Annotated in this window: 18 protein-coding genes; 9 read left to right on the forward strand and 9 right to left on the reverse strand. The window is 65.5% G+C overall.

Going from position 1 to position 15530, the window contains the following annotated elements:
* Positions 1-4 precede the first annotated feature (4 nt).
* Genes DKM43_RS13925 through DKM43_RS13950 form a run of 6 tightly spaced genes read right to left on the reverse strand, consistent with a single transcriptional unit; the run spans position 5 to position 5576 of the window.
* Positions 5-790 (reverse strand): SDR family oxidoreductase, encoded by a 786-nt coding sequence (locus tag DKM43_RS13925; RefSeq protein ID WP_109799110.1) that lies wholly within the window; start codon positions 788-790, stop codon positions 5-7.
* A complete protein-coding gene (locus DKM43_RS13930; RefSeq protein WP_109799111.1) occupies positions 787-1965 on the reverse strand; it encodes an acyl-CoA dehydrogenase family protein in 1179 nt (392 codons plus the stop codon). Before DKM43_RS13930 ends, DKM43_RS13925 begins: the two co-directional genes overlap by 4 nt.
* Positions 1962-3029, reverse strand: coding sequence for an acyl-CoA dehydrogenase family protein (locus tag DKM43_RS13935; protein WP_109799240.1), 1068 nt, complete (start codon positions 3027-3029; stop codon positions 1962-1964). Before DKM43_RS13935 ends, DKM43_RS13930 begins: the two co-directional genes overlap by 4 nt.
* 23 nt (positions 3030-3052) lie before the next feature.
* A complete protein-coding gene (locus tag DKM43_RS13940) occupies positions 3053-3958 on the reverse strand; it encodes an SDR family oxidoreductase (protein ID WP_109799112.1) in 906 nt (301 codons plus the stop codon).
* Between the two features lie 14 nt (positions 3959-3972).
* Positions 3973-4413, reverse strand: a complete 441-nt coding sequence (locus DKM43_RS13945; RefSeq protein ID WP_161554100.1) for a nuclear transport factor 2 family protein — start codon at positions 4411-4413, stop codon at positions 3973-3975.
* An 11-nt stretch (positions 4414-4424) separates the two neighbouring features.
* The gene (locus DKM43_RS13950) at positions 4425-5576 is read right to left on the reverse strand and encodes an acetyl-CoA C-acetyltransferase (RefSeq protein ID WP_109799241.1); all 1152 of its coding nucleotides are present in this window, start codon (positions 5574-5576) and stop codon (positions 4425-4427) included.
* A 24-nt stretch (positions 5577-5600) separates the two neighbouring features.
* On the opposite strand from DKM43_RS13950, the gene DKM43_RS13955 reads away from it, so the two are divergent.
* The 9 genes from DKM43_RS13955 (at position 5601) to DKM43_RS13995 (ending at position 12721) form a co-directional block, all read left to right on the forward strand.
* Entirely contained in the window at positions 5601-5795 is a 195-nt protein-coding gene (locus DKM43_RS13955; protein WP_109799114.1) for a hypothetical protein, read from the forward strand.
* A gap of 215 nt (positions 5796-6010) precedes the next feature.
* Positions 6011-7147, forward strand: coding sequence for an acyl-CoA dehydrogenase family protein (locus DKM43_RS13960; RefSeq protein WP_236632615.1), 1137 nt, complete (start codon positions 6011-6013; stop codon positions 7145-7147).
* A gap of 15 nt (positions 7148-7162) precedes the next feature.
* Positions 7163-7993 (forward strand): alpha/beta fold hydrolase, encoded by an 831-nt coding sequence (locus tag DKM43_RS13965; RefSeq protein WP_109799115.1) that lies wholly within the window; start codon positions 7163-7165, stop codon positions 7991-7993.
* The gene (locus tag DKM43_RS13970; protein WP_109799116.1) at positions 7980-8774 is read left to right on the forward strand and encodes a fumarylacetoacetate hydrolase family protein; all 795 of its coding nucleotides are present in this window, start codon (positions 7980-7982) and stop codon (positions 8772-8774) included. The genes DKM43_RS13965 and DKM43_RS13970 overlap by 14 nt, the downstream gene beginning before the upstream one ends.
* Positions 8775-8784: 10 nt before the next feature.
* Positions 8785-9726, forward strand: coding sequence for an acetaldehyde dehydrogenase (acetylating) (locus DKM43_RS13975; protein WP_109799117.1), 942 nt, complete (start codon positions 8785-8787; stop codon positions 9724-9726).
* 13 nt (positions 9727-9739) lie between these two features.
* Positions 9740-10780, forward strand: coding sequence for a 4-hydroxy-2-oxovalerate aldolase (gene dmpG, locus DKM43_RS13980; protein WP_109799243.1), 1041 nt, complete (start codon positions 9740-9742; stop codon positions 10778-10780).
* An 83-nt stretch (positions 10781-10863) separates the two neighbouring features.
* A complete protein-coding gene (locus DKM43_RS13985; protein ID WP_109799118.1) occupies positions 10864-11634 on the forward strand; it encodes an SDR family oxidoreductase in 771 nt (256 codons plus the stop codon).
* 14 nt (positions 11635-11648) lie between these two features.
* Positions 11649-12179, forward strand: a complete 531-nt coding sequence (locus DKM43_RS13990; protein WP_109799119.1) for an SRPBCC domain-containing protein — start codon at positions 11649-11651, stop codon at positions 12177-12179.
* Between the two features lie 8 nt (positions 12180-12187).
* Positions 12188-12721: a nuclear transport factor 2 family protein gene (locus DKM43_RS13995; RefSeq protein WP_109799120.1), complete on the forward strand. Its 534-nt coding sequence runs from the start codon at positions 12188-12190 to the stop codon at positions 12719-12721.
* Between the two features lie 16 nt (positions 12722-12737).
* Here the strand turns inward: DKM43_RS13995 and DKM43_RS14000 are convergent, their stop codons facing one another.
* From DKM43_RS14000 to DKM43_RS14010, 3 genes are read right to left on the reverse strand one after another with little or no spacing between them, the layout of a single operon-like run.
* On the reverse strand, positions 12738-13844 hold the full coding sequence (locus DKM43_RS14000; protein ID WP_109799121.1) for a DUF1214 domain-containing protein: 1107 nt from the start codon (positions 13842-13844) through the stop codon (positions 12738-12740).
* A 26-nt stretch (positions 13845-13870) separates the two neighbouring features.
* Complete coding sequence (locus DKM43_RS14005; protein ID WP_236632597.1) at positions 13871-14686, reverse strand: SDR family NAD(P)-dependent oxidoreductase; 816 nt, start codon at positions 14684-14686, stop codon at positions 13871-13873.
* A 40-nt stretch (positions 14687-14726) separates the two neighbouring features.
* A complete protein-coding gene (locus tag DKM43_RS14010; protein ID WP_330857644.1) occupies positions 14727-15500 on the reverse strand; it encodes an SDR family NAD(P)-dependent oxidoreductase in 774 nt (257 codons plus the stop codon).
* Between the last annotated feature and the right edge of the window lie 30 nt (positions 15501-15530).

Raw genomic sequence — 15530 nt, forward strand, 5'->3', positions numbered from 1 at the left:
CGCTTCAGGCCCGCTGGCTGGATACCGGCACGATCTCGCCGGTCATGTAGGAGGAAAGGTCCGAGGCAAGGAACAGCATGACATTGGCCACTTCCCACACTTCGGCGGGGCGGCCATAGGCTTCGGCCTTGACGAGCTGCGCCAGCATTTCCTCGGTCGTTACCTTGGCGAGGAAGGGGTGCATGGCAAGGCTGGGCGCCACGGCATTGATGCGCACGCCGTGTTCGGCCGCTTCCAGCGCCGAACAGCGGGTAAAGGCCATGACGCCCGCCTTGGCGGCGGCGTAGTGGGCCTGCCCTTTCTGCGCGCGCCAGCCAAGCACGGAGGCATTGTTCACCATCACGCCCTTCCTTGCCGCATACATCGAAGGCAGGAAGGCGCGGGTCATGCGGAACAGGCTGGTCAGCGTCACGTCGAGCACGCGGTTCCACTGTTCGTCGGTCATGTCGACCACGCTCACCTCGCCGCCAAGCCCGGCATTGTTGATGAGCACATCGACCGTGCCGAAGGCTTCGAGCGCGGCATCGCGCAAGTCCTGCACCTGCGCCTCGCTGGTCACGTCGCAGACCTGCGTCACTGGCCGGGGGCAGCCCACTTCAGCCGCGATCCGGTCTGCCGCCTCGCCCAGACGCCGTTCGTGGAAATCGCTGATGAGCACGCGCGCGCCTTCCTCGGCGGCGCGCTTGGCCACGGCAAAGCCGATGCCGGTGCCCGCGGCCGCCGTGACCACCACGGTCTTGCCCTTCAGCATGCCGAGCGGCGCGGGATAGGGTGGGACAGGAACGCTCATGCTTTACCCCTTGGCTCGCGCGGAAGGCCCAGACCGCGTTCGGCGATCAGGTTGCGCTGGATCTGGTTGGTGCCGCCATAGATCGTGTCGGCTCGCGAAGAGAGGAACAGGTTGGGCAGTTGCGGCCAGGCGTAATCATCGGCTGGCGCGATCTCGCCCGCCTGGCCCAGCACTTCCATGCCCAGTTCGCCAAGGCCGCGGCGCCATGTGGCCCACTGGATCTTGTAGGTCAGCGCCGCACCGTCGATGGCGGCAAGATCGGCGCCCGAAAGCATCCTGAGCGCGCCATAGCGCATGAGCCTGAGACCGATTTCGGCCTGCGCGATCTTCTGCCGGATCACCGGATCGGCCGCCTTGCCATTGGCCCGCGATGCCGCGATCACCGCGTCCAGTTCGTTGCGGAACTGCATCTGCTGGCCCAGCGTGGATACGCCCCGTTCGAACGCCAGCAGGGCCATCGCCACCTTCCAGCCATCGCCAGCGGCGCCCAGCATGGCATCGGCCGGACAGCGCGCGTCGGTGAAGAAGGTCTCGTTGAACTCGGCCTCGCCGTTGATCTGGCGGATGGGGCGCACCTCGATTCCGGGCTGGTCCATGTCCATCAGCAGGAAGGAAAGGCCCTTCGGCCCCGCCGATCCTTCCTCGGTGCGCGCCACCACGAAGACCATGTCCGAATAGTGGGCAAGGCTGGTCCAGACCTTCTGGCCGTTGACCACCCAATCGTCGCCTTCCCGGCGCGCCCTGGTCTTGACGTTGGCAAGATCCGATCCGGCATTGGGTTCGGAATAGCCCTGGCACCAGATCTGCCGCCCGGCGGCGATTTCCGGCAGATAGCGGGCCTTCTGTTCTTCGGACCCGAAGGCAAGGATCGTGGGACCGGCCAGTTCCACGCCGATATGGTTGATGCGGTTGGGCGCGCCTGCGCGGGCATATTCCTCGGCAAAGATCACCTGCTGCGCGATGGTGGCATCCCTGCCGCCCCATGCGCGCGGCCAGCCGATGCAGCCCCAGCCCGCCTCGCCCAGCCGCTGTTCCCATTCCCTGCGGCGCCCGATGGCATCGGACAGGTTGGTGATGCCGCGAATGTCGGCAAACGCGCCTGTCATTTCCGCCTGCAACCAGTCGGCGCATTCCGCGCGGAAGGCTTCTTCCTCAGGCGAGAAGCCAAGCTTCATGCAGCCACTCCCAGCCCTGCATCCAGCACCATCGCCGCAATCCGTTCGCGGTGCCACTGGCCATCGCCCAGCAGGGTCTGGATCGAACGCGCGCGCTTGAAGAAGAGGTGCGCATCATGTTCCCAGGTAAAGCCGATCCCGCCGTGAAGCTGGATCATGTTGCCGGCGCACATGAAGAAGGTATCGGCTGAGAAGGACTTGGCCGAATGAAGCGAAATGGTCGCCTCGTCCGATCCCTCGTCCACCGCGCAGGCCGCCCAATAGACCGCCGAGCGCGCCTGCTCGATCTCGACCATCATGTCGGCCAGCCGATGCTTGTAGGCCTGAAACGATCCGATCTGGCGGCCGAACTGCACGCGCTCCTTCGAATAGGCAACCGTGCGGTCGAGCGCGGCCTGCGCTCCGCCCAGCGCTTCGGCGGCAAGGCAGATCCAGCCAGCCGCAAGCGCCGCGTGCCATCCTGCCGCGCCATCGGCCAGCGGCTCTGCGGCCACGCCGTCAAGCCGCGCAGTGGCAAAGGGCCGGGTCTGGTCCATGGTGACATGGCCGGTCACACCAACGCCCTCGGCCTTGAGATCGACGATCCACGCCTTGCCTTCGGCACGGACCAGCAGCAGATCGGCCAGGGCGCCGTGTGGCAGAAACGCCGCCTCGCCCGAAACGCGATTGCCCTCGGCGGTGATCTTCGCCTCCCATGCCGCCGTGGCAATCACCTCGCCCGCGGCAAGGCGCGGCAGCAGCGCGGCCTTCTGCGCCTCGGTGCCGCCCTTCGCCAAGGCTTGGCCCAGCATGACATGGCCCAGCAGCGGCAGTGCGGCCACCTGTGCGCCCGCGGCTTCCGCCACCTGCGCCAGTTCCACCATGCCCAGTCCCGCGCCGCCGTGCTCTTCGGGCAGGCCGATCCCGGCAAGGCCGAGTTCGCCCGCAAACGATGCCCACAGCGCGCGGTCGATTCCCTCGCCCGCCATGGCCTTGCGCGTGCGCTCGCTCGTCGCGTTCTCGGCAAAGAAACCGCGCACGGTCTCGCCGATCATGGCCTGTTCCTCGGTAAAGGCAAACTCCATCGCCTGTCTCCCTGTTGCGGCGCTCAGGCCGTGCCCCATACCTTGCGTGGCGGAATGCGCGCCGCCATCAGCTTTGCCACGGCATCGCCCACTTCGGCAGGCTCCCACCGTGCGCCCTTGTCGATCACCGGCCCTTCGCGCCAGCCGTCTTCCAGCATGATCTTGCCGCCTTCCAGTTCGAACACGCAGCCCGTCACCTCGCGGCTCTCAGGGCTGCCCAGCCAGACAACCGTGGGCGCCACATTGGCCGGGTCCATCACGTCGAAGGCAAGGCCCTCGGTCGCCATCTTCTCGGCAAAGGCCTGTTCGGTCATGCGGGTGCGTGCCGACGGGGCCAGCGCATTGGCGGTGATGCCGTAACGGCCAAGTTCCGCCGCCTGCACCAGCGTGAGCGCGGCGATGCCGCCCTTGGCGGTGGAATAGGCCGCCTGCGCGATCGAGCCTTGCAGCCCCGCGCCGCTGGAAGTGTTGATGATCCGCGCATCGGGATCGCGCCCGTCCTTCTGCTTGGCGCGCCAGTAGTTCACCGCGTGGCGCGAAAGGCAGAAGTGGCCGCGCAGGTGGACATGCATCGTCGCGTCCCATTCCTCCAGCGTTGCCGAAACGAACATGCGGTCGCGCACGATCCCGGCATTGTTCACTACCACGTGCAGATCGCCGAAGGCATCGAGCGCCGCCTGAACGATCCGGCCCGCCGCATCCCAGTCGGTAATGTCTTCATAGTTGGCCACGGCCCTGCCGCCCGCCGCCACGATTTCGGCCACCACGGAATCGGCCGCGCTGGTATCGCGTCCCTCGCCGCCCAGCGATGTGCCGATGTCGTTGACGACCACGTTCGCGCCCTCGGCGGCAAAGGCCAGCGCATAGGCCCTGCCCAGCCCGCGCGCCGCGCCGGTGATGATGACAGTGCGGTTCTCGCAGATGCCCATGGGTTTCGTGCCTTTCAGATCAGGGATTGCAGGGTGTGGGCCGAACTGTCGCCGACAAGATCGGTCTGGAGATATTCGCGCTCGGTGAAGTGCCAGCCATCGCCATCGCGGGCAAAGGCATCACGGTAGCGCCCGCTGGCCACGATCTGGAGCGGATAGCCCGGCGCGGCCTGGATCACCGTCCATTGCGACTGGCAGGTGGCGGCCGCGCCATCGTCGACCACTTCGATGATGGGGTTGGTGGTGATGTGGCGCGTCAGCGGCCTGCCGTCATAGGTCTTGACCCACATGCGCCACATCTCAAGGATCGCGGCGCGCCCGGTGATGCGGTGGCCGCCTGCCAGCACGCTGCCCTTGTCGAACAGCGCGGCCGCGCCGTCGAAATCGCCATCGTCGAAACGCATGGCGTAGGTATAGAGCAGGTTGGGAATGGCGATTGCCGGATCATGCCGCATGGGTTGCCTCATCACAGCCGTTCGATGATCGTCACGTTGGCCTGACCGCCGCCTTCGCACATCGTCTGGAGACCATAGCGCCCGCCCGTGCGCTCAAGCGCGTTCAGCAGCGTGGTCATCAGCCGCGCGCCGGTTGCGCCCAGCGGATGGCCCAGCGCGATCGCCCCGCCTGCAACGTTGACCTTCTCGTGCGGGATGCCCAGTTCCTGCATCCATGCCATCGGCACCGATGCAAAGGCCTCGTTGCATTCGAACAGGTCGATGTCGGCTACGGTCATCCCCGCCTTCTTGAGCGCATGTTGCGTGGCGGGGATCGGCGCGGTGAGCATCCAGACCGGATCGTCGGCGCGGACCGAAATGTGGTGTATGCGTGCGCGCGGCTTCAGGCCGTGCTCCTTCACGGCGCGCTCGCTCGCCACCAGCAGGGCAGCCGCGCCATCGCAGTTCTGGCTGGCAACGCCTGCGGTAATCACCCCGCCTTCCTGCACGGGCTTGAGTGCGGCCAGCCCTTCCAGCGTGGTGCCGGGGCGGATCGTCTCGTCGTGGGCAAGGCCCGCCAGCGGCGCGATCTCGGCTGCGAACCAGCCCGCATCGGTGGCGGCCTGCGCCCGCTGGTGGCTGGCCAGCGCGAAGGCTTCCATCGCCTCGCGCGTGATGCCCCACTTGCGCGCGATCATCTCGGCGGAATTGATCTGGTTCAGCAGCCCGTCGCCATAGCGTTCGCGCCACGCCGGGCTGCCGGTGAAGGGATCGCCAAAACCATAGTGCTGGCCTGCGAACATGGCCGCGGAAATGGGAATGGCATTCATGGCCTGGCTGCCGCCCGCCACGACCAGATCCTGCGTGCCGCTCATCACGCCCTGCGCGGCAAAGTGCACCGCCTGCTGGCTGGAGCCGCACTGGCGGTCGATCGTGGTGCCGGGCACGTGCTGCGGCATTCCGGCGCAAAGCCAGACCGTGCGGCCGATGTCGCCTGCCTGCGGGCCGATGGTGTCGCAGCAGCCCCAGACCACGTCGTCGACCAGACCGGCGTCGATGCCGGTGCGCTCGACCAGCGCCTTTATCGGGTGTGCGCCCAGGTCGGCCGGGTGGATTTCGGCAAGGCTGCCCTTCTTGCGCCCGATGGGGGTGCGCACCGCGTCGATGATATAGGCTTCGGGCATCATTTGCGTCCTTCAGGCAAAAGTGTGTTCGGGGCCGATGGCGCACGCGCTTGCGGCCCGGCTTCGCCGATCGCGCCAATCATCACGGCCAGCGTCATCAATGCCCGCATCGGGCGGCTCTCCCGTTATGCCCGGTCCGTATTCCGGCCGGGCGGTGATTTCAACATCGCACAAGATTCGAAAATGCCAATATCGAAAGCCAAAACGCTTTTCAATTGACGATTTGCGTATCCAGTGTCATTTCAAATTACGAATGCAGTGCCATTCGGGGCAAATGAGTCGCCCGTCAGGCCGCACGGCCGGCGGTGCGCAGGAAGGAGAGGGTTATGGCGACCAGCGCCGTGGAAATGCCTGCAAAGGCCGCGCCGGGAGATGATCCGGCCGTAAACCGTGCCACGCCTGAGCCGGAAGCGCTGGTGGCGCGCGCCCGCGCGATGATCCCCGTGCTGCGCGAACGCGCCGCAGCCTGCGTCGCCTCGCGCGATGTGCCCGCGCAAAGCATTGCCGAGTTTCAGGAGGCGGGCTTCTTTCGCATCCTCCAGCCGCGCCGCTGGGGCGGATATGAAATGCACCCCAACGTGTTCTACGATGTGCAGCGGGCGCTTGCCGAAGGCTGCATGTCCACGGGGTGGATGTATGGCGTGGTCGGATGCCACCCCTATGAGATCGCGCTGTTCCATGAAGAGGCGCAGGCCGAGGTCTGGGGCGATGATCCTTCTGCGCTGGTGTCCTCGTCCTATCAGCCGGTGGGCAAGGTGACGCGCGTGGAGGGCGGCTATCGCCTGTCCGGGCGCTGGGGCTTTTCCACCGGCTCTGTCCATTGCAAGTGGGTTGTTCTGGGCGCGGTGGTGCCGCCCGCCGCCGAAGGCGAAGCGCCCGACATGCGCGCCTTCCTGCTGCCGCGCGCCGATTATGCGATCGACACCGACAGCTGGCATGTCTTCGGGCTTCAGGGCACGGGAAGCCATGACATCATCGTCGATGACGTGTTCGTGCCCGAACATCGCACGCACCGTTCGGTCCACGGGTTCCTCTGCACCAATCCGGGGCAGGAGACGAATACCGGCCCGCTCTATACCTTGCCCTGGGCGCAGGTCTTCATGCGCTCGGTCTCCACGGCGGCCTTCGGCGGTGCGCGCGCGGCGATTGCGGCGGCCATGGAGATTGCCCAGACCCGCGTTTCCACCAATACCGGCAAGGCATCGAAGGATGATCCCTTCCTCAATGCCGCCATTGCCCGCGCCCATGCCGAAGTGGGCGAGATGGAGCAGACCCTGCGCCTGACATTCGAGGATCTGATGGCGCATGCCGAAGCGGGCGAGCCGATCCCGATGGAGAAGCGCACGCTCTATGCCTACAATTCGGCCAGCGTGGTGCGCCGCATGGCCGATCTGGTGGACGACATGGTCAAGCTTCTGGGCGGGCGGGCGATCTACATGTCCAGCCCGATCATCCAGCCCTGGCTCGATCTCAACGCGGGCCGCGCCCATGTTGCCAACGATCCGGCCAACCGCACCGCCGATGTCGTCGGCGCGATGCTGGGCAATCCGCCCGGCTTCACCTTCCTCTGACCGGAGCGCGCAACCGTGGCTGAGCTTGCGTTCACGACCCACCGCGTTTCGGGCGGACATGACATCGTCATCGCCGAGGCGGGCGATCCTTTCGCCCCTGCGGTGGTTTTCCTCCATGGCAGCGGCCCCGGCGCATCGGGGGCGTCCAATTTCCGGCAGAACATCGATGCCTTCGTGGCAGCCGGTTACCGGGTGATTCTGCCCGATCTCATTGGCTATGGCGGATCATCCAAGCCCGAAGGGCTGGACTACACGCTGCAACTGTTCACCGATACGGTTTACGAAGCGCTGGTGGCGCACGGCATTGCCTGTGCCAGCCTTGTGGGCAATTCGCTGGGCGGAGGCATTGCCCTGCAAATGACGCTGGACCACCCCCGCTTCACGCGCAATCTGGTGCTTATGGCGCCGGGCTGCGTGGCCGAGCGCGAGAGCTATTTCGTGATGCCGGGCATTGCCAAGATGGTCTCCAGCTTCGGCGGACCGGATTTCAACCTTGCCGAACAGCGGCGCCTTGTCTCGAACCTCGTTCATCCCGATTTCGCGCCGAAGATTCCCGATGCGCTGGTCGAGGAACGCTTCGCCGTGGCGCGCACGCAACCCAAGGACGTGCTGGTGCGGATGCGCACGCCCGATCTTTCTCCGCGTCTTGGCGAAATCACCCAGCCGGTCTTCGTGCTGTGGGGCCTGAACGACGAGTTCTGCCCCGAAGCCCACGCGCGCCTGTTCCTTGAGCGCTGCGCCGATGTGCGCGCCATCACCTTTGGCCGCACCGGCCACTGGGTGCAGGTGGAACGTGCGAGCGAGTTCAACGCCTATGCCATCGAGTTCCTGAATGCCCACCGATAAGATCCGGCACTATGGCGCCGCGCTTTACGAAGCGCTGCGCGCCCGCAAGACCATCGCTCCGCTGATCGCGCAGGACCCGTCGCTCACGCTGGACGATGCCTACGCGATCAATCTCGATTTCCTGTCGCGCCGCGTGGCCGATGGCGAAAGGGTTGTGGGCAAGAAGATCGGCGTGACCAGCAAGGCCGTGCAGGACATGCTGGGCGTCCACCAGCCCGACTTCGGCTTCCTGACCGACTGGATGCACGTGGAAGGCGATATCGACGTGGACGCCAAGGCGCTGATCGCCCCGCGCGCCGAGGCCGAGATTGCCTTCATCCTCAAGAGCAGCCTCAACGGCCCCGGCGTGACCGCCGCCGACGTCGTGGCAGCAACGGAATGCATCGCCCCCTGCTTCGAGATCGTCGACAGCCGGATCGATGACTGGAAGATCGGCATTGTCGATACCGTGGCCGACAACGCAAGCTGCGGGGTCTATGTGATCGGCAAGGAGCGGCTTGATCCGAAAGGGCTGGATCTGCCCAACCTGCATGTGGCCGTGACCAGGAACGGCGCGCCGCTGTCCGAAGGCTATGGTCACGCGGTGCAGGGCGATCCGGCGCAGGCCGTGGCGTGGCTGGCCAATACGCTGGGCGCCTATGGCGTCACGCTCGATGCGGGCGACGTGATCCTGTCGGGCAGCCTCGTCCCGCTGGCGCCTGCGGTCAGGGGAGACCGCTTCGAAATGACTCTCAGCAACGCAGCAGGCCCGCTGGGCACCTGCACTGCCAACTTCGTTTGAGGAAACCTGCATGGCACGCGTGAAAGCGGCAATCATCGGTTCGGGCAATATCGGCACCGACCTGATGATGAAGATGATAAAGTATCCGCAGAACATGGAACTGGCCATCGTCGTCGGCATCGACGAGAAGTCCGAAGGGCTGGCCATGGCGCGCGAGCACGGCATTGCCACCACGCACGAGGGTCTTGAGGGCCTGCGCGCCCACCCGCTCTACAAGGACATCGGCATCGCCTTCGATGCCACCAGCGCATATGCGCACAAGGTCCATGACGAGGCCCTGCGTGCCGACGGCATTCAGGTGGTCGATCTTACGCCCGCCGCCATCGGGCCTTTCACCGTGCCGCCGGTCAACATGGGGCAGCACCTCGATCAGCCCAACGTCAACATGGTCACATGCGGCGGGCAGGCCACGATCCCGATGGTGGCCGCCGTCGCGCGCGTATCGGACAAGGTGCACTACGCTGAAATCGTCGCCTCGGTTTCCTCGCGTTCGGCAGGGCCCGGCACCCGCGCCAATATCGACGAGTTCACCCGCACCACCGCCCGCGCCATCGAACAGGTGGGCGGCGCAACGAGGGGGAAGGCCATCATCATCCTCAACCCGGCCGAACCGCCCATGATCATGCGCGATACCGTGTTCACCCTGTCGGAAGGGGCCGATGAAGAGGCAATCCGCCGATCGGTGGCCGACATGGTGGCCGAAGTGCAGAAATATGTGCCCGGATACCGGCTGAAGCAGGAAGTCCAGTTCGAACGCTATGGCGACAACAACCGCCTGAAGATCCCCGGCATGGGCGAGTTCACCGGGCTGAAGTCGATGATAATGCTCGAAGTCGAAGGCGCGGGCGATTACCTGCCCAGCTATTCCGGCAATCTCGACATCATGACCGCCGCCGCCAAGGCCACCGGCGAACTGCTTGCCGCGCGCCGCATGGCCGCCGCTGCTGCCTGAAGGAGACCGGAAAATGCCTTCCACCTTCAATGTCGAAGCGGGCGACAAGCTCTATATCCAGGACGTGACCCTGCGCGACGGGATGCACGCGGTGCGCCACATGTATGGCATCGATCACGTGCGCGCGATTGCCGAAGCCATCGAGAAGAGCGGCGTCGATGCCATCGAAGTGGCGCACGGCGATGGCCTTTCGGGCGCGAGCTTCAATTACGGCTTCGGCGCGCATACCGATTGGGAATGGCTTGAGGCCGTGGCCGAAGTGCTCGAAAACTGCGTGCTCACCACGCTGATCCTGCCCGGTGTCGGCACGGTCGAGGAACTGCGGCGCGCCTATGACATCGGCGTGCGTTCGGTCCGTGTCGCCACGCACTGCACCGAAGCCGACGTTTCCAGGCAGCACATCGGCATCGCCCGCGATCTGGGGATGGACGTGTCGGGCTTCCTGATGATGAGCCACATGATCGAACCCGATGCTCTGGCGAGCCAAGCGCTGCTCATGGAAAGCTACGGGGCGAATTGCGTTTACGTGACCGACAGCGGCGGCGCGCTCGACATGGACGGCGTGCGCGCGCGCTTTGAAGCCTATGACCGGGTGCTCAAGCCCGAAACGCAGCGCGGGATGCACGCGCACCACAACCTGTCGCTGGGGGTGGCCAATTCCATCGTCGCCGCGCAGTGCGGCGCGGTGCGCATCGATGCCAGCCTCACCGGCATGGGCGCGGGTGCGGGCAATGCGCCGCTTGAGGTGTTCATCGCCGCGGCTGACCGCAAGGGCTGGAACCACGGCTGCGACGTGATGAAGCTGATGGACGCCGCCGAGGATCTCGTCCGTCCGCTTCAGGACCGCCCGGTGCGGGTTGACCGCGAAACCCTCGCGCTGGGTTATGCCGGGGTCTATTCCAGCTTCCTGCGCCACGCCGAGAAGGCCGCCGAAACCTATGGTCTCGATACGCGCGCGATCCTTGTCGAACTGGGCCGCCGCAAGATGGTGGGCGGGCAGGAAGACATGATCGTCGATGTCGCGCTCGACATGCTGAAAGCGCAGGAGGCCTGACGCTCCTGACCAGCGTTTGAAACCACAAGGCGGCGCCATAAGCCAAAAGGGCACGAGCCGCGCCACACAACGGGAGAAATGCCATGATCCTCAAGGACAAGGTTGTCATCATCACGGGCGCAGGCCCCGGCATGGGACAGGCCGCCTGTCGCGGTGCGGCAAAGGAAGGCGCGAAGGTCGTCGTCACCGCCCGCTCGAAGCAGGCCATCGAGGAGGTGGCGCACGAGATCGTGGCCGCTGGCGGCGAGGCCATCGCCGTCCCGCTCGACGTGACGCAGATGGACCAGTGCCAGGCCGCGGCAAAGGCCGCGCTCGACAAGTGGGGCCGGATCGACGGGCTGGTGAACTCGGCCTACTATCACCCGGACTGGGGTCCGCTGATCGAGCATGACATCGATCAGGTGCTCCAGGCTTTCAACGTGGGCGCGGCGGGCGCGCTGCGCATGGCCATGGCGGTGTTCCCGGCGATGAAGGCGCAAGGGGCCGGTTCCATCGTCAACATTTCCACCCTGTGCACGCGCAAGCCCATGCCCGGCGAAGGCGGCTATGGCATGGCCAAGGGCGCGCTCAATCACATGACCCGGCATCTTGCGGTGGAGTTCGGCGGCACGGGCGTGCGCGTGAACACCGCGCTCATGGGCTGGATGATGGGCGCCCCCCTCGAAGGCTTCATTCAGGGGCTGGGCGAAGGGGCCGAAGCCTTCCGCAAGCAGCGCGCCAGCGAAATCCCGGTGGGCCACATCCCGCCCGATGCCGATTGCGCCAAGGCGGTCTATTTTCTCCTGTCCGATTATGCTTCCGAGATCACCGGCGCCATGCTCGACGTCAACGGCGGCGACTGGGTCGCGGCATAAGGGAGGGCACGAAGATGCTGCTCGACTGGATGAAGACCCATCCCACGCTTGCCGATGATCCCGTATCGGGCTTCGATCCCGATGCCGTGACCGTGAGCGAGACGATGGACATTGCCGCGCCTGCCCGCGTGGTCTGGACCGTGTTGACCGACATGCCGCGCTACAACGAATGGAACCCGTTCTGCGTGCGCGCGGTCTCCACGCTGGAAATGGGCGCGGCGGTGGACATGACGCTGGTCAACTATGCCGTGCCCGGCACGCTCGTTCCCAACTGCGAATATATCTGCGCGTTCGAACCCGAACGGATGATCTCGTGGGAGATGATCCATTCCGAGGCATGGCCCTACCCGGCCCGGCGCGATCAGGTGATCGAACCGACGGGCGATGCCTCGTGCCGCTATTTCTCCACCGATGCCTTCCTTGGCGTCAACGGCATCCATGTGTTCCGCTTTGCCGGGCCATGGGTGAAGCGCGCCTTCGATGACAGCGCGCGCGCGCTCAAGGCTCGCGCCGAAATGCTCTACGCGCAAGAACAGAAAGCCTGACCCGCACGATGCCCTACACGCTCCAGCAGCTCTCCGACATGGAAGAGATCAAGGTGCTCAAGCACCGCTACTTCCGCGCCATCGATACCGGCGATTTCGCCGCCCTGCCCGCACTGTTCACGGCCGACATTGCCTGCACCTACAACGGCGGCACCTACAAGGTCTCGCTTTCGGGACGCGATGCCATGGTCGAGTTCCTGTCGAACTCGTTCCATTCCGGGGCGCTGGCCATGCACATCGGCATCATGCCCGAAATCAGCGTGACCGGCGACAACAGCGCCACCGGCATCTGGTATTTGCAGGACGTGTTCATCGATCTGGAAAAGGATGCCCACACTTTCGGCACCGCCATCTACACCGATGCCTACCGCCGCGAGGGCGGGGTGTGGAAAATCTCCGCAACCTACTATGACCGCGTCATCGAGGTTCTGCGCAAGTTCAGCGCAATGAAGGGCAGGCCCACCGTGCAGCGGCTTGCCACCACCGGTCGCAAGCCGAACGAGCGCACCGACATCAGCCACCTCATCCACTGGGACGAATGAGCGCGGCGCGGCGGCGCTAGATCTTCACCACGCGCATCTGCGGCACCAATGGCTCTGCGGCGTTGAACCAGCGCCACAGGCCGGTGCCGCTGCGGTGCCCGGCAATGTCCACCCAGTTGCCAAAGCCCGGATCGGCATCGGCGCAGACCACGATCACCCGGCCGTCGTCTTCCGTGCGGGCCTTGGAATTGTTGATCCACACCTTCTGGTGCACGTGATCTAGCGATTCCATCCACCAGTTGTCGATCTGGAGGTTCCACATCCGGCATTCGGGCACGGGGGTTTCGATGACCAGCGCCTCGCCGGGCTGCAATTCATAATAGAAATGCCCATACCAGATGTTGGGATCGCCGCCTGCCTTCCAGAAGATCTCCTGCGGCGCATCGAAGAACCGGTTGGGTGTGGCCTTGAACCATTCCGACCAGTTGGCAAAGGTATTGGCCGTTCCGCGCGTCCACGCAGCCGATGCCATCAGCTGCTGCCCGATCGCTTCCGGCGTCAGCAGGGCGGGCACGGCCGGGCCTTGGCTCACGCGCTCCACCCGGATGTCGGCGGGAACCTGCACTGTCTTGTCGTCAAAGGTCTGGCGCACGATCAGCAGGGTGGAATCGTCGGCCAGCGGCAGCCAGTTGCCCGGCTTCGGCTCCCTGCTCACGTGAATCTCGAACGTGCCGTCCGGCCCGAAAGTCATGTCGGCAAACTCGATCTCGCCGGTCGATGCCATCGTGCCGTCGATGGCATAGCGGTTGGCCTTGCTCCCGACCGAGAAATAGGGAACCGAATTGCGCTTGCCGGTAATGCGGTATTCGCGGTCTCCGCGCACCACGCATTGCTGATAGATATTGTCGGGATTGTCCGCGCCGATCTTGATCTTGTCGTCGCACAGCATGAACAGGCGCGGAAAATCGGGATCGGCGCTGTCCACCAGCATGTTGAGCGCGGTGCGCGCAAGGCGGCTGAGGTAGCGCAGCCCCTCGGCCTGATCGAGCGCGCCGGCGGGTGCCTCTGTGCGCGAAAGCACTTCGCCTGCCTCGGCCAGTTCGGCGCAGAACCGGCGCCAGACATGTTCGAGGCTGCCCTGTTCAATGCCGGGTTGGGAAGGAGCAAGCGCCGCTTCGGTCATGGTCGCAATCCTTTCAGGTGATCGTTTCATTCGTCCGGCCCGAAATCGGGCACCCATGGCACGCCGTTGATGTGCCCGCCCCCGTCCACGAACAGGGTATTGCCGGTAAGGTAGCGCGCATCATCGCTGGCGAGGAACACCGCCACCGGGCCGATATCGGTTTCGGGATCGCCCATGCGGCCCATCGGGTTGGCCGCTGCGGTGGCGGCGGCCACCTGCGGCGCCATTTCGGCAAAGCGCCGGTAGGCAGCGGAAACCGCTGCCGGGCAGATCACGTTGACGCAGATGCCATGGGCCGCCCATTCGCGTGCGGCGGTGCGCGAATAGGCCCGCACCGCTTCCTTGGCCGCATTGTAATCGGCGCTGCCCATGTGGGCGTTGACCCCATTGAGCGAGGCCATGTTGATGACCCTGCCCCAGCGGCGCGCCTTCATGTGCGGCAGGGCGCGCTCCATCGCCCACTTCGTGGCATAGAGGCACATCTTCAGGGCATCGTCGAAGCGCTCGTCGGTCTTGTGTTCGATCCGCACCGGGCCTTCGCCGCGATAGGCATTGTTGACGAGAATATCGACCGCACCGAACTGTTCGGCGCAAAGGTCAACTGCCGCCAGAACATCGGCACGCTGCGAAACGTCGCATTGCACGAACTGCGCGCGTGCGCCCTTGCTTTGCAGGTCTGCGGCCACGGCCGGTCCGCGCACAGCATCGTAATCGGCCAGAATAATGCTGGCGCCTTCGGCGGCAAAGCGCCGGGCAATGCCCTCGCCAATGCCGTCTGCCGCTCCGGTAATCAGCGCTGCGCGGCCGCTCAGCCGTCCTTCCATCTGCCCTGCTGCCTGCATCGGCCTTCCTCTCTGGTTCTCGTTTGCCGGGCCGCGCCGTTCAGGTCAGCAGCGTGCCCCCGTTCACGTGGATCACCTGCCCGTTGATCCAGCGCCCGTCCGCCGACAGCAGCAGCGCGACCATCGCGGCAATGTCTTCGACCCGGCCCAGCCGGGTGCTGCGGGTATGGGCGAGGCAATGGTCGATCCATTCGGGCGGCACCGTGCCCGCCGCAACCATCTCCGGCGTCATCACGAAGCCCGGTGCCACGCAGTTCGCGGTCAGCCCCTGCCTGCCCCATTTGCTGGCGACATGGCGCATCAGCGCGTTCAGCCCGCTCTTGGATGCGGCATAGGATGGCCGCTCCGGCTCGCCCGATATGGCCGCGGCCGAACTGGTATAGACGATGGCACCATGCGGGCTTTCCAGCAGGTGCGGCAAGGCCGCGCGGGTGCACAGCAGATGGCCGCGCAGGTTCACCGCGATGGTGCGGTCAAAGATGGCCAGATCAACGCCAAGGGCATCGCTGTCCTGCATGATCGCGCCCATGTCTGCCGCGTTCACGTGCACGCCGTCGATCCCGCCCAGCAGCGCCGCCGCATCGGCAATGCAGGCACCGACCGAGTCTTCGTCGGCGATGTCCACGCCAAGCGCATGGGCCTCATGGCCCGATGCGGTCATGCGCGCGGCAATGACTTGCGCGGCAGGAAGGTTGAGGTCCGCCGCGCAGACCCGCGCTCCTTCGGCGCAGAGCCGCTCCACCGTGGCCGCGCCAATGCCCGTGCCGGCGCCCACCACCACAATCGCCCGGTCCTTCAGTCTGGCCTGCATCATCCCGCTCCCTTGGGTCTGACCGGATTCCGG

Origin of the sequence: Novosphingobium meiothermophilum (assembly GCF_003171715.1) — a bacterium.
GTDB classification, from domain to species: domain Bacteria; phylum Pseudomonadota; class Alphaproteobacteria; order Sphingomonadales; family Sphingomonadaceae; genus Novosphingobium; species Novosphingobium meiothermophilum.